The sequence below is a fragment of the Paenibacillus taichungensis genome, from assembly GCF_013359905.1.
Classification (GTDB): Bacteria; Bacillota; Bacilli; order Paenibacillales; family Paenibacillaceae; genus Paenibacillus; species Paenibacillus taichungensis.
The window spans coordinates 1-14,925 of the sequence record NZ_JABMCC010000108.1; the positions used below are offsets into that span (position 1 = coordinate 1).

The window sequence follows — 14,925 nt, forward strand, 5'->3', positions numbered from 1 at the left end:
GCAGCGCTTCGGCTGCGCGGGCTGCGTCTGGCGCGGCCGCCTGCTGGCGGGCCTTACGCCGCGTTGGCGACGACGCAGCGGCGCCTCGCGCTGAGCCAGCCGCAGCCCGGGTGCGGTGCTCACCGGGCTGCTTGTGGCCAAGCGCCCACAGCGCTAGCACCGCCTCCTGCCCGTGCTGCGCATGCGTTGCCCAGGGCTGCAAAGCCGCCATGGCAGCGGCGTCCTCGCCGAGCTGGGCCAGCGCCAGCCCAGCGGCGAGGGGCTGCGCCCGCAGCGCGGCAGACAGCGATGCCGCGTGGCGCGACAGCCATTCCGGCCGATGCGCATCCAGCGCGGCCGGGATCAGCGCCTGCCAGGCCGCAGGCGGCAGGCTTATCCGCTGGGCTGCGCTTGCGATGGCGTTCGGCCGCCCGCTAGCTGCGGCCAGCAGTAACAGCCGCTGCCATGCTGACAAGCTGCCGGGCTGTACAGCGAGCGCAGCGGTATAGGCCTTAGCTGCCTCCTGCCAGCAGCCCAGCCGTTCATGGGCCATGCCCTCCAGAGTCAGGCTGCGATACGTTCCGGCACCAGAAACAGACGTATATCGACTGGCTGTGGATGCTGCCGCTTTGGCCTGCTTCAGCCAGTCGAGCGCCGCAGCATCCCGTCCCTGATCGAGCTCCAACACAGCACCAAGCTCCAGCAAGTCAGGGAAGTCAGCATACACTGGCCTCCATTCCTCAACGATAGCGAGTGCTCTCTCTGGGCGGCTACGTTCCCGCCAGGCATAAGCCGTTTTGAGTACCAGATCCGAATGATATCCGCATTCCGGCGTAAGCTTTGCCAGCAAAGGCTGTAACAACTTGAGCGCTTCATCGTATCTCGCTTGCTGAAACCACTCGGCAGCCATCGCATATAACAGTTCCGGTTGATCCGGTGACTCTTGAAGAGCGGAGCGAATTAGCCGCATATTGCGCTCGGGTTTATTTTTGCCAACAATAACGTGCTCCAGATAGCCATAATGAATAATCTCAAGCCCGGAATCGACCACACCCCACGGAGCGAAGGACAGAATCGAAGATGCCACTTCTTCATGAATCATGCCTTGAAAAGCAATCCGGGGATCATTCCGAAATAAACGACACACCACATCCGTCACACGCTCTTCTCCAGACATTCCGAGCAAACTCGTCACCTGTATCCAGTATCCCCATACGTCGTCCTGACTTGAGGTCAGCAGCCGCTTCATCTCGGCCAGATTGTGCTCGGTCTGCATCCAGACTTCATCCGCATCCAGTACCAGAATCCAAGGATGAGTGGCAGCAGCAAGGGACAGGTTGCGGGCAGCACTAAAATCTCCGGTCCATGCTGCACTGATAACAACCGCACCATAACGACGGGCAATGTGGATCGTCTCATCCGTTGATCCCGTATCCACAACGATGATCTCATCCACAACATCCTGAATAGCATCCAAGCATCGCTGAAGCGACCGGGCCTCTTCCTTCACGATCATGCACAGGCTGATTCCTGTCTGCATGTTCATCCTCCCTCCTTCCTATTCGGGGTTCTGCTCTCTTTCATTCAATCTTCAAAACTCAAAACCATCCGGCCCCGGTAAATCCAACCTAATCTGTTGAACCACAGGCCAACAGCGATCTCGCTGTCCTTCTGTCCCTTGAGCATATGCCTCCAAATGATGATCGGCAGCACTGACAAGCCCTTTCACCAGCCAGCTCGTTCCGACACGTGAATCGGAGGCTCCGAAAAAGGGTTCTCCCGCTTCCTGCCGGGCTCCTTCCACCAATGGATACACTCCTTCTGCCAACTGCCCCTGACCAAGCTGAACCAGCGTATGCAGCACATCCCATTTCCCGGATTGCACACATCCTTCCATCATCAGTCCAAGTGCCTGCCAGCCATTATATGCTGTTCCAGCAGCCACGTTTGAGTCTTCATTTTGGGCAACGGCTTGTGAATTACTGATTCGTTCTGCCTGTTGATATCGCTCCGACTCCGTATCCGGTTGCGAATGACGGTACAGCCAAGAAGTCAGTTGATCTTTCCCCTCGATCGGTCTACCTTCAATCCAGTCTAGTCGCTCTATCCAATGGGTAGCTGATACAGAAAGCTCTCCTTTTTTTCGCCGTACCGTGTCCAGCTTAAGGCGTGCCTTGTTCCATTTCCCCTGTTGAATCTGAAGCAAAGCCTCAGCCATGGATAACCTCCCCCTCATCTCCGCTGAAAGGTCTGAAGATATGTCTGGCAACAACTGCACAGCTGTATCATAGCAACGACACTGCTCCAGAATGCCCAATACTTTCTGAATTGCCTCTTCTGAAGTCATTGCAAATCGCTCCCTAATCAGCTCCACCAAGTGTTGCTCTTGACCCGAAACCCACATGATCCGAAAAATCCGGTACAACGGCGGCAGCAGGCTCGATTTGGCACGAACTGCTTCCACATAAGCATCCACTGCGCCTTCAAGGTCCGCCCGCCCCTCCAGCAGCCTCCCCAGGGTATACCAGGTCTGATAGGTTCCGATGCCTTCTTCTGTATGAAATATGGGGGGCGGCGGTCCCATACGAACTGCTTCACGCAGCGATAGCTCTGCCTTTACGGTTTCGCCCAACGCCTCCTCACATACTCCGCGATGATGCAGCAGGTCCGTGTATTCTGGGAAGAGTTCAAGAGCAGCATGGATGTGATCCAATGCTTCCTGCCAGCGACTCAAATGCTGGAAACAGCGAATCTCATATTTGAACAACAGATGTGCATAACTTGTCAGGGTGGGGTCAATTCCCGCTTTTGCTACCCCAAACGTCTTCAGCGCCTGTTCCGTTTCCCCCATCCGTAAATACTCAACACCCAGGTTATAGTGATGGAACGGCTGATCTGGCTCTTCCTCCACCGCCTGTTGAAGCAAACGCAAATTCCGGTTCACCTTATCTTTGCGCTCCACAATGGCCGTCTGATACCCGTAATGGTGGATGATCATGTCTGTCACGTGAAAAGCAGCCTGTGGATTTTTCCGACAAATTGCCACCGCGATCTGCTCATGAATCCGACCCTCGAACCGATGCTCCGGCTCGTTCCTAAAGAGGCGCAATACCGGATTTACCGTCACCCCTTGCTGACCCGAACCTGTATAGTTATGGATATTTAAAAACAATCCGTCACATCCGCTGGCTGCCGTCCAGCTTCTGATCTGCTCCCGTGCAGTCTTATCCAGCGCCTCGTCCGCATCGAGAAAAAGAATCCATTCGCCCGAAGCCTGCTCCAGCCCAGCATTTCGTGCCGCGGCAAAATCGTCGCTCCACTTAAACGGCACAACCACTGCCCCATATTCCCTGGCAATGGCTGCACTTCGGTCCGACGAACCGGTATCCACAACAATGATCTCGTCCACCGCCCCACGGACACTTTCGAGACAATGAGGCAATAGCTCTTCTTCATCCTTCACGATCATGCATAATGAAATGTGTTTGGTCGGCAAGCTGGTTCCTCCTCTCCTTCGCATGGAACACCGTACGCCAAGGAATGCCTTCGGCGATTCGTAGCTGCGTTTCCAGCACAGTCTGTTGTGCCATAAGTACTTTGTCAGCGGGAGAACGAGTTTGTTCGTGTCTGATAACCCCTAGCGCCTGCCGCATATAACAGACAGCTGCTCCAGCCCTCGCCTGCCGCTGTTCTGAGTCCTTCTCCAATGCCTTCTGGAAAAGAATCAATGCCTGATCATAATGCCCTTTGGCATAGACGGCTTCTCCAAGGTAGAAGAGACTTTCCGCATCCAAGTCGCCTTGTGACATACATTGAATCAGCAGCTCTGCGGCTGCCATGGTGTATCCCTGGCAGTAAAGAACAGCGGCCAGCCAACGGCTATGAACACCATTTCCGTCGTGTTCAGAGTTAATTGCAGCCATCTTCTCGTACAGGTTCCTGGCAAACGCCAGTTGTCCCATCTGTACTGCCCGAATCAATATGTTCTTACTCAGCTCCGTTGCAGCCTGAAGCGTCTGGTGAACTATTTCCCCATCTCTGTCATCCTCGGCATGCACCCGTTTTCCCGTATCCAGCAGGCCATTCAGCAATCTCCAGCCTTCCCTCTCCTGAGGTTCTGCTGCTGCCATAAATGATTCGGATACAGACAACTCATTTGCCCAAAAGGTCAATGCCAAGTCTAGTCGTTGCTCAGGTTGGAGGTTTACGCCCGCACGTTGCTCGTCACTCCATTGTTTCTGCACGAACTGCAACGCATCTGATACCCTGTTGTCACATAACATCCAATACAGGTACTCTTCATGTTTTATACGCGTATTTCGGGCATCTCCATGTAGCAAGTCTAATGCTTGCCCATACGCTCCGCTGGAAGCAAGTGCATACACCACATATGCCTGACCATCATCGTATGTGACTCCGCTCAGATCTGGATCCTCTTTCTTTGAATGCTCTTTCCAGCGTACGAATAGTGTCTCTGTTATGCTTTCATCCGTCTCTCCGGATTGCTGCAATACATCGGCTAACCCTGTCCATGCAGGAGCATACGTGATCTCACTCCCCAGAGCCAGGCTGTACAGATGAGCAGACTCCTGCAGAAAGCCTCTTTTCTGTGCAAGCCTTCCCATGGCTGTATAGGCCTTGTAGCTATCGCTACCTATATCCGTTACGTAATGTCTTTCCAATCGGGCTGGCTCTCTGTGAACATCATCAGAGGACTTGCCCTCACGTAATGAATCGCTTCCCGGTTTATCTGTTTGCTCGATTGCTTGCTGATGTATGCCTCGAATCTCTGCCTTGTTATTGTCCTTGAGATCAGCTCCATTGAAGCCCTCCCGGCAATCTGTTGCTCTTGCATAGGACTTGTAGGCCCTCTCCTCTAGACCCTGTTGCTCCAAAATCTCTCCATATATCAGATGCAGGTCGGCATACCCCGCATAACGCTGTCTTTCTACCGCCAATAATCCATGAGCCTCGTCATAACGCCCCATTGCCAGTAGAACCTTGGCATAGTCCCGAACCAGGGTGGAGCGATACGGAGCGTGCAGCGGTGTATGAAGAAAGGATTCAGTAAAGGCTTCTGCTGCCTGTTCGATATTCCCTAGCTGGCAGTATGTCACCCCCACATTATAGAGGTGAAAAGGTTGCCCCGGACGATCAGCTAATTCCTGCTGCAAAAGCTTTAGATTACGCAAAGGTTTATGTCCTAGAGCAATCGTGGACGGCAAATAACCATCATGAACCAAACGCAGTGGAGCCAAGGGTTCATGATCAGCGATCCCGTCTTCCTCACGGGTAAAGGAGTCGTTTATTTCCAGAGCGCCTTCTTCATGTTTTCCATCATCCTTTGCTCCTCCACGAACCAATTGCTCATGTATACGCCCCGCATACCGATATCCTTGGTGGGCGCGAAAAAGACGCACAGGTTGGAAGATCACACGCTCTCCCGCTCCCTCGCCAATTCGGTTCTCTATCTTAATCCGCAGTCTCGAAACGCTCTTATGGACCTTCGGTAGATAATCCAAAAGCTCTTCCAATCCCTGTATGACATACTCATCCGCGTCCAGACACAGAATCCATTCTGTGCTCGCGAGAGGCAAACTTATATTTCTGGCATGTGCAAAATCATCTTCCCAACGGGTGTGAAGCACCGTTGCTCCATAATGTCTGGCGATCTCCGGTGTACGGTCTGTTGAGCCGGTATCTGTGATGAAGCATTCGCTGCCCATCGGCTTGAAGCTGTCGAGACAGCGGGCCAGATGATGTTCTTCATTTTGCACAATCATATGAATTCCGAGTAACCTGTTCTGCATATGCAGCCACCTCCAATGCAAAAAAAGTACATGAAGCCCATCAAAGGGACTCCATGTACCTATATGACAACTAGCCAGATTATGTGCCTTGTCCATTGAAGAACACATCAATCGTGCTGGGTGCTCCCAGCAGACTGGAGCGGTAGGAAAGACGTGTATATTTGAGAAAACGCTGTGGCACCAGAACATCCACCGAGCCTGGCAAAATCCCGGTCACCGTGTCCACATCATCGTACCAGTTGGTACCGTTGGCACTGATTTCAACGCGGGCATCAACCCGGTTAAGCCCCGGACCCCTGTTATATACAAAGAAAGAATAAGTGCCGAATACACTCGTCGTGACCGCCGGAAGCGGTGTAAACGTGTTTGCCGTCGGCGTACTAAGAAGCTGTGATTCCTGAAAGCTCTTTTGCGAAATGGATGTCACGCTGCTGAGTGTACCCGCTGTAATGGTGGCTCCCAATACGCTGGTGATGGTACCATTTAACAAGTTCGTCAGTGTTCCTGCGGTAATCGTAGCTCCAAGGACACTGGTGATTGTACCCGCAGTGATTGTTGCTCCAAGCACACTGGTGATCGTTCCTGCGGTGATCGTCGCTCCGAGGACACTCGTGATTGTACCGTTTAGCAAGTTCGTCAGCGTTCCCGCCGTCACTGTGGCTCCAAGCACGCTGGTGATTGTTCCGGCTGTAATTGTCGCCCCAAGTACACTCGTGATTGTACCGTTCAGCAAGTTTGTCAGCGTCCCCGCTGTCACCGTGGCTCCAAGCACGCTGGTGATCGTTCCGGCTGTAATTGTCGCTCCGAGGACACTCGTGATTGTACCGTTTAGCAAGTTGGTTAGTGTTCCCGCTGTCACTGTGGCTCCAAGCACGCTGGTGATCGTTCCAGCTGTAATCGTCGCTCCGAGGACACTCGTGATTGTACCATTCAACAAGTTGGTCAACGTTCCTGCGGTGATTGTAGCTCCAAGCACGCTGGTGATGGTACCATTGAGCAGGTTTGTTAATGTCCCCGCAGTAACGGTTGCCCCGAGCACACTTGTGATCGTTCCGGCAGTAATGGTAGCTCCCAGAACACTGGTGATCGTACCATTCAGCAGGTTTGTTAATGTTCCGGCTGTGATGGTTGCGCCAAGCACGCTGTTAATGGTACCCGCCGTGATCGTTGCTCCGAGGACGCTGGTAATCGTTCCGTTCAGAATATTTGTGATGGTTCCGGCATTAATGGTAACGGTAGTGAGACCTGATATATTACTAATCGTACCATCTAAAATAATTCCGAGTACGTTCCCGCTTGTATCGGTGTGAACCGGCTGGGCAGCACCTGTACTATCATGACCAAAAATCAAAGTCCTGAGATTATCCGGATTCGTATTAAACGTTGTAAAGTTAGGCATATGCCTCGTCCTCCTCCCTGGTTATATCGGTTGTATTCCACGTTCTTACGGCATACGCTGCGCCTGAAAATATACATCGAGCCGGGTTGGCTGATCCGGTTCAACCGATTGGATAACCAGCCGGGTATAACGCAGAAATCGCAGCGGCACCAGCGCTTTGGTTTGACCTCCGGCAATCACTTCCTGGCTGTCCACAGCATAGTCTCTGGCATTAGGGCTGATCTGGATCTGCACAAGAGCCGGATGTTCGCCCCGATTTACAATGCCATATGTGTACATGCTGAGCGATGAGGTGTCTTGAGCCGGAAGAGAATTCATACTACCGTTTGTCTCGGCTCCGACATACGTATGCTCTGTAAAACAGTGAGTAGCACCAGGGAGTGTCGTACGTGAGGAACTACCCTGCTTGAACCGGGGACGAGTAATCCGGGAACAAGGAGGTTTCAGCAATTTAGCGCGGCAGGAACGACGGGATTGGCGGCGACTGACATATTTAGTTGTTTGGTTCGTTTTCTTCTTGCTACGCTTCGCTGTTCGACTCATATCGATTTCCCCTTAAAAAATGTGCTTCCGCATCGTATGCCTGCATGTAAAATACGGGCACGGCATGCGCCGTTATTTGAGGATTTACTATGCATATCCCAAACCCTTCCCTTGTTTCCCACATACACTGCAAGTACAACCTCTTCACGGCTCTCTTTCAAACTTTCATAGAAACAGTTCATTGATTATTCAGACAGATTGGAGGTGGATTATATGACCAATTCCAATGTATTTAATCAATCTAACGGCCCCTTATATACTCAACTAACTAATACATTCTCTGCCCCCGGCATTGAGTCCACTCCAGAGGGCGGTGCGGCAGCCGCAGGCAGTTCATTTGCACTGACTACCAATAATGTCAGTGTAGGTGCTGGACTAAATCTGTTGCTGCAGGTCGTTAATGCAGCGGGCAGTGGGCGTACCTTGTACGTCTCTAGGATCAGCGGAGGTACAACCGCAGCTGCTACACTCATTGTCTATTCCGGCGGAACCATTACAGGTGGTACCACACCTGCGCCAGTCAATACATTGTTGGGCAATACCAATACGAGTGTGATGACAACAAGGCAAAATACCGGCACATTAACGGGAACATTAACAAGCTTGTTAAGCATTCCTCTTACAGCGGGCATGTATATGTTAAACCTGAACGGTTCTATCATCGTCCCTCCAGGGCAGACACTATCCATCAGTGCGGGAACGGGTTCCCAAACCGCCTCCATTAATCTTTCCTGGTGGGAATTCTGACATATCATTTAGAAAAGGAGTGTGCACAATGCCGAATGATCACGTGTTCAACCCGCTAAACCGTCCCGTTTATACGTCCATTACGAATACGTTTACTTCTCCCGGCATTGTGGCTCCACCTGAGAATAATGCAGGTAGTACTGGCAATCTGTACAATGCAGGCTCAACCAACTCCACAACACTAGGATTGCTGGGGGGCAGTGTTATTGCTACTGTCCAACTGACCAACCCAGTCGGGAGCGGTAAAAATGTGTATATATCACGGCTTTCCGGTGGAATCACGGTCGCGCTCAACTTGCTTTCTTCCTTCAGTGGTACCATGACTCTGTCTGCAAATGGAACATTGACATCACCGAGCACACTCACACCGGTAAACAATAATTTATCAAGCAGTAATACGAGCATTGCAACGGTACGATTCTCCGCTGCCGCTCCCACGGGTACCACAACCTTATTGGCTATGCCCTTGCAGGTAGGGCCCTTTCTATCCAACGAGTTAGGACGTTACGTGGTTCCTCCCGGTCAGTCCATTAACCTGTCGGTGAGCGGATCCCTGTCTGTTGGTGGGCTGATGGCCTCCACTTCCTATTTCTCTTGGTGGGAAGCATGATGTACTGCCCTATTAAATAGAAATAGCCGCTTACGGATAAGTAACCGTAGCGGCTGTTCATCGTTCGATCTTCTTTTTACCGTAACAATGGCAATTATGGCTGTCTGACTGACTTCTGTCCAAGTTCTCCAGACGACTCTACCGGATGCGCTTGTTTCCCCACCCATAAGATTCGTTGCAGCAGCATGCCTGCCAAACCAATGGCCAGTGTCGCCATGCCGATATATTGAAATGTGGGACTGGGTCCTACACTCCGAATCAAGGCGCCGCCAGCAAGTGGAGCAACGACCAGCACGACACTGGAAAGTGAGTTTTGAATACCGAATACACGGCCTACATAGGCAGGCGGAGTTTCTTTTTGCAGCAAGTAATTCAACGTCACCATGAACAGACCATTGCCCACTCCGATGCATAAGCCCCAGATGATGATCCAGAACTCGGACGTTTGAGAACTAACCCAACCAAGCGCAGCAATTCCCGCACCAATCAGCAAATATCCTCCACCCAGCCCCCAGCCATACCCAATTCGCGGAAGCCGATTCAACAGGAGAATGATCACAACCGCACCTGCCCCAGCGGATGATCCCAGCCAGCCAATCAGGGCTTCGTTGCCAGGCTTGATCTCCCGAAACAGCGTCGTAAACTGGTAATCGATCATGAGGATCGCCATTAATCCAAAGCAACCAAACAGCATCGTACTCAGAAGGATGCGGCTGCTCTGAATAAAACGCCAACCTTTCTGCCATTGGCTGAATAAAGATTCCGTGGTCTCCCCCGTTTCCAAAGGACTCCCGTCCGATGAAGACGATTCTGGATTCTCTGTTAGACGCCGTAAAGGCCATAATACGGCTCCGGACAACAGACGTGTACAAGCATTGATTAAAATACAAACTTGCGGTGAAAATACGGCCACAATGACTGCACCCAGCAGCGGTCCCGCTACTTTGGAGCATTGGTTCACAAAACCGTTCAATGACGATGCCTGGAACAAATGCTCCTCTGCTACTACTTGGCGGGTGAGTGCCTGCTGCGCAGGAACATGGAATACTCCCATTAGCGCTCGTAAAGCAAGAAGCGGTAGCAGCCAAGCCGCACTTGGTGCGAACAGAATTGCAACCGTTAATACAACGGTGATCACATCACATATCATCATGATTTTCACCTTGTGCAAACGATCAGCGAGTGCACCTGCCACTGAGCCAAGTACGATACCCGGAACAGCCATACATACCGGAATAAGGGCAATGATCAGCGGATCAGCACCCCAACGATAAGCGACCATGATCTGGATGGCGAGCGCGTCAAACCAATCTCCAAAGGTCGCTAGCGAATACGCAATAAACATCCGCATGAAGCGGAAGTTGGTCCATAGGCTTTTGGAGCCGCTATTGGACGAAATGGATGATGGATTGGGTTCATTTGAAACGACGGTCATACGTTATACTTCCTCCCCTGATTACAGCCTTGTTGCTGGCTTGTATGTTCCTGGCTGTAATCATAAGGGAGTTATATCAGAGGAAGATCAGAGGATGGAGCAAACGGGGATAAAAATGTGCGAATTTCATCCACAATTTGCTTTCCATAAACAGGTACGCCGTAACTTTTGGAGATATCCGCATGAATTTGAAGGTATTTAGTGCGAAGACGCCCCTCTATCCGGTGATGTGCCATGAACAACAATATCTGGTATGCCGAATTGAGATATAGCGGTGCATTCAATGTCATTTTCAATACGTCAAGACCATCGTCCATTCTCGGCTCTGCCTCTCGGATTCTCCCTTGTCTAAGCAGCCATAGGCCCTCCATTACTTGAAAACGTCCGATTTCCCGCAAGTATGGCGCATCTTTTAACCCGGAACGCAAAGAAGCCATTTGATCTTCTACCGCTTCGCCGCTGCCACCCCACAGTTCCACATACAACGCTGAGAGCTTTACCGGAAGTCTGAAATGGACCAGTTCATCTTGCTCCATCACATGATACGTTTCAATAAGTCGAGCTTTGGCCTGCTCATACTGGCCCACCTCTGCGTAGACTTCAACAATGTTCAGAATGCGAAGTTCACGAAGCTGTTCGGCAGACAAAGCGGATGAATTCAGAGCCTTTTCGTACAATAGCAAACTCTCCGATGGTTCAATCAGGGTATGTGTAAAAATGAGCAGCCAATACAAACGTTCCTCGAAGGGAATTTCCGTTGTTGTAATCAGCCATTCCAGATCTCCCTGAATAAAGTGGATATACAACTGATAAAATGGATCAATCTCAATGCCCAGCGCTTCTTGCTGATCCAGCAGCGTGAGCATCGACTTGCCCTGCCCATACAGATGATATTTGCGGAACAATCCATGAATCACTTCTCGCATCTCCTGATCTTGGGCGGAAGGGTTAGAGGGCAATATCGCCATATTCGATCGGATGTTAAGCCGGTAACCATAACCACGCACGGTCTCCAGTGCAATTTCTTCCCAACGTTTCAGTTTCTTGCGCAGTCGATACACATGGTCGTCCACGGTGCGTTCAACCGGATATTCCAAGGGCCATACCCGGTCCAGCAGTTGGCTGCGAGTAAAGGCTTTTTCCTTGTTCTCATACAAAAAATGCAGCAGCGCAAATTCCTTCGCCAGCAGGCGAATGGAATCGGTACGCCGGGTTACGCTGTATGTTCCTTCATCGAATTGTAACGACATGCTCGGCCCTCCTATGTATGCTTACTAATTGTGGCCCTTAATCTGTTCAACATACCACAAAAACCCTTTGCGAGAACGCAAAAGGTTTTGTAATGTGATGTACTGGCTCTCTTCAGTGATCGCAAGGTGCTCCTGGATTTAACCCAGCACCACGCGATCATCGGCCATTTTTTTACCACTGATACGTTCAAACTCACCCAATAACTCAGGTACGGTTAGCGTGCGTTTACGTTCTTCACTAACGTCCAAAATAATTCGGCCTTTGTCCATCATTATTAGACGATTGCCCAAACGTATGGCCTGCTCCATATTATGTGTAACCATCAACGTTGTGAGTCTCATCTCACGTACAAGCGTCTCTGTCAGCTCTGTGATCAGCTCCGCACGAGAAGGATCAAGCGCAGCCGTATGCTCGTCCAACAACAAAATTTGCGGCTGGGTGAATGTGGCCATCAGCAGGCTGAGCGCCTGACGCTCACCGCCGGATAGAAGGCCCACTTTGGCATTGGGACGTTTGTCGAGCCCGATACCAAGCTTCTCCAACTGGGCGTTGAAAATCTCCCGTCTGGCACGGGTAACTCCAAAGCCCAGTCCCCGGCCCTTGCCGCGTTTGTACGCCATCGCCATGTTCTCCTCAATGGACATATGCGGTGCTGTACCCGCCATCGGGTCCTGAAACACTCGGCCAATCCAACTGCTGCGCTTATGCTCAGGCAGGCTTTTGATGGAACGGTCATTAATCAGCACATCGCCCATATCGGGCTTCATGACGCCTGAAATAATGTTCATCAACGTTGATTTCCCTGCGCCGTTACTGCCAATCACCGTCACAAAATCTCCCGGATTCATGGTCAGATTTACACCAACCAGTGCGGTCTTCTCGTCCGTCGTTCCCGGATTAAACAGTTTGGTCACTTGTGTAATCTCAAGCATAATCACATGCCTCCCTTCGCCTGTTGACTCGACGAGCCCATAAGCTCTTCGGTTCGTTTGCGAGCCAGACTTTTCTGCTTCATGGAGCGCTGCATGGTTGGGAAAACAAGTGAGATAATAACGATCACCGCGGTGATTAGCTTCAGATCGGATGTGTCGAACCATTCGACCTGGAGTGCGATCGCGACCACAATCCGGTAAATAATTGAACCGACAACTGCCGCAAGAGTGGCCCAGAATACAGTTCTTGCACCCAGAATCGCTTCCCCGATAATAACGGAGGCCAGTCCAATAACGATCATTCCAATTCCCATCGTAATGTCTGCAAAACCAGATTGCTGTGCAATAAATGCTCCAGACAGCGCAACAAGTCCGTTGGACAGACTGACACCAACAATGGTGGTCACATCCGTATTCGCACCGAAGCTGCGAATCATGCGTTTGTTGTCACCTGTGGCGCGCAGTGCCAGTCCGATATCTGTTTTCATAAACAGATCCAGCATGATTTTGAATACCAGCACAACCACGATTATGATGATCATGACATGCTCACCCGAAAAAGGGTTGTCCATGCCCATAATAGATTTGTTTGGTGCGCCGAGAATACGCATATTAATTGAGTACAAGGCAATCATCATCAGAATACCGGATAACAGCCCGTTAATTTTGCCTTTGGTATGCAGCAGACCTGTACAGGCGCCAGCCACCATTCCTCCAGCCATTGCTGCCAAGCAAGCGAGCCAAGGAGAGAAGTCGTTGGATATCATGACCGCCGCGATTGCGCCTCCAGTTGTAAAACTTCCGTCTACGGTGAGATCGGGGAAGTCCAGTATGCGGAATGTAATATATACACCCAATGCCATCAGTGCATACAACAATCCAAGCTCGATTGCCCCTTCAATTGAACCCCAAGTCAAATTCACATTGCTTCCTCCCTGTCTATCGAAAAGAATGAGGCGAACCCGCCTGCACGTCCGCCTCGCATCCGTCATCCGTACTGCCGGAGGATCTCCGGTCAGATTATTGAATAATGTTGTTATCCTGGTCCTTCACTTCTGCCTTCATCTCATCGGTAACAGTGATACCTTGAGCTTCAGCCGCTTTCAGGTTCAGAATCAGATCCAGCTTGTCCGGCACAGTGACTTTCAAGTCGCCTGGTTTCGACCCATTTTTCAGAATGTCCGCAGCCATTTCACCCACTTGGTATCCGTGATCGTAGTATTTGAAGCCAACGGTTGCGAAAGCCCCTTTTTCCACGGTATCCCGGTCACTGGAGAAGAACGGAATTTTATTTTTATTCGCTGTCTGGATGATTGTATCCACTGCGCTAACTACCGAGTTATCCAGCGTGATATAGAAGGCATCTACTTTGCCAACCAAAGAATCGGTCGCCTGTTTTACTTCGGATGTGTTCGTAACTGGTGCTTTGACCAGCTTGATATTATGTGTTGCGAGCGCTTTTTCCGCATTGTTCGCCATCACAACCGCATTCGGTTCGCCCTCGTTAATAACCAGACCAACCGTCTTTACATCCGGCAAATATTTGGCGATAAAATCAGCCAATTGCACAATCGCCTCCGGGTTCGTATCCGATGCACCTGTTACGTTACCACCTGGCTTGTCCATGTCACTCACCAGTTTGGCACCCAGCGGGTCTGTCACCGCTGCGAACAGCAGTGGCTTGTCCTTTACTTGTTGAGCCAGTGCCAGTGCGGATGGTGTTGCAATCCCTAGGACCAAATCATTTTTGGAATCCCCGGCAATTTTCTGGGCAATGGACAGGTTGTTCGTTGAATCGCCCTGCGCGTTATTGTAGTCAATCGTCAGATTCTTGTTTTCTTCAAGACCAGCATCCTTCAGCGCTGCAATAAATCCTTCACGTGTGGCATCCAACGATGGATGCTCGACGATTTGTGAGATCGCTATGCGATACGATTTTTCTATCGTACCTTCACCTGTTGTGCTGCCCGATCCCTCGGTCGTCGTGCTACCGCCGCTGTTATTTCCGCAACCAGCCGCTACAACCATAGATGCAACCATCATCAGAGACATTAAGAATTTCTTTTTCATGTGTGAGAACCCCTCTCCATCTTCTAAAATGTTGATGCCCTCATCGTTATCCAAGTGACACGATAGGGCGGGACAAAACGAACGCTTCAACGCATTGTTGCTTTGATCGACAAAAGCAGACAAATATAGACTTTCCTCATGCGACTGAA

Annotated in this window: 12 protein-coding genes; 2 read left to right on the top strand and 10 right to left on the bottom strand. The window is 51.0% G+C overall.

All coding sequences use genetic code 11. The annotated features are described in order from the left end of the window. The 5 genes from HP548_RS12720 to HP548_RS12740 all read right to left on the bottom strand — a co-directional run. Window positions 1-1,519, bottom strand: a 1,519-nt coding sequence (locus HP548_RS12720; RefSeq protein ID WP_175381872.1) for a glycosyltransferase, incomplete at its 3' end; no start/stop codon positions are given. A gap of 51 nt (window positions 1,520-1,570) precedes the next feature. Further along, a complete protein-coding gene (locus HP548_RS12725) occupies window positions 1,571-3,475 on the bottom strand; it encodes a glycosyltransferase (RefSeq protein WP_175381873.1) in 1,905 nt (634 codons plus the stop codon). Next, on the bottom strand, window positions 3,432-5,789 hold the full coding sequence (locus HP548_RS12730) for a TPR domain-containing glycosyltransferase (RefSeq protein WP_175381874.1): 2,358 nt from the start codon (window positions 5,787-5,789) through the stop codon (window positions 3,432-3,434). The genes HP548_RS12725 and HP548_RS12730 overlap by 44 nt, the downstream gene beginning before the upstream one ends. Window positions 5,790-5,868: 79 nt before the next feature. After that, window positions 5,869-7,188: a DUF6385 domain-containing protein gene (locus tag HP548_RS12735; protein WP_175381875.1), complete on the bottom strand. Its 1,320-nt coding sequence runs from the start codon at window positions 7,186-7,188 to the stop codon at window positions 5,869-5,871. A 45-nt stretch (window positions 7,189-7,233) separates the two neighbouring features. After that, window positions 7,234-7,731, bottom strand: a complete 498-nt coding sequence (locus tag HP548_RS12740) for a DUF6385 domain-containing protein (RefSeq protein ID WP_076287408.1) — start codon at window positions 7,729-7,731, stop codon at window positions 7,234-7,236. 213 nt (window positions 7,732-7,944) lie between these two features. On the opposite strand from HP548_RS12740, the gene HP548_RS12745 reads away from it, so the two are divergent. Beyond that, the gene (locus HP548_RS12745; protein WP_090952228.1) at window positions 7,945-8,478 is read left to right on the top strand and encodes a hypothetical protein; all 534 of its coding nucleotides are present in this window, start codon (window positions 7,945-7,947) and stop codon (window positions 8,476-8,478) included. Between the two features lie 28 nt (window positions 8,479-8,506). Then, entirely contained in the window at window positions 8,507-9,088 is a 582-nt protein-coding gene (locus HP548_RS12750) for a hypothetical protein (protein ID WP_076287406.1), read from the top strand. Window positions 9,089-9,182: 94 nt separating this feature from the next. Here HP548_RS12750 and HP548_RS12755 read toward each other — a convergent pair whose 3' ends face one another. The 5 genes from HP548_RS12755 to HP548_RS12775 all read right to left on the bottom strand — a co-directional run bounded on the left by HP548_RS12755 (window position 9,183) and on the right by HP548_RS12775 (window position 14,776). After that, a complete protein-coding gene (locus HP548_RS12755) occupies window positions 9,183-10,523 on the bottom strand; it encodes an MFS transporter (protein ID WP_175381876.1) in 1,341 nt (446 codons plus the stop codon). 71 nt (window positions 10,524-10,594) lie between these two features. Then, window positions 10,595-11,773 carry a winged helix-turn-helix domain-containing protein gene (locus HP548_RS12760; RefSeq protein WP_175381877.1) on the bottom strand — a complete coding sequence of 393 codons (1,179 nt, stop codon included), beginning with the start codon at window positions 11,771-11,773 and terminating at the stop codon, window positions 10,595-10,597. 138 nt (window positions 11,774-11,911) lie between these two features. Next, window positions 11,912-12,706, bottom strand: a complete 795-nt coding sequence (locus HP548_RS12765) for an ABC transporter ATP-binding protein (protein ID WP_063567603.1) — start codon at window positions 12,704-12,706, stop codon at window positions 11,912-11,914. A gap of 2 nt (window positions 12,707-12,708) precedes the next feature. Continuing rightward, the gene (locus HP548_RS12770; RefSeq protein ID WP_246318056.1) at window positions 12,709-13,569 is read right to left on the bottom strand and encodes an ABC transporter permease; all 861 of its coding nucleotides are present in this window, start codon (window positions 13,567-13,569) and stop codon (window positions 12,709-12,711) included. Between the two features lie 157 nt (window positions 13,570-13,726). Next, complete coding sequence (locus tag HP548_RS12775) at window positions 13,727-14,776, bottom strand: ABC transporter substrate-binding protein (protein ID WP_175381879.1); 1,050 nt, start codon at window positions 14,774-14,776, stop codon at window positions 13,727-13,729. Between the last annotated feature and the right edge of the window lie 149 nt (window positions 14,777-14,925).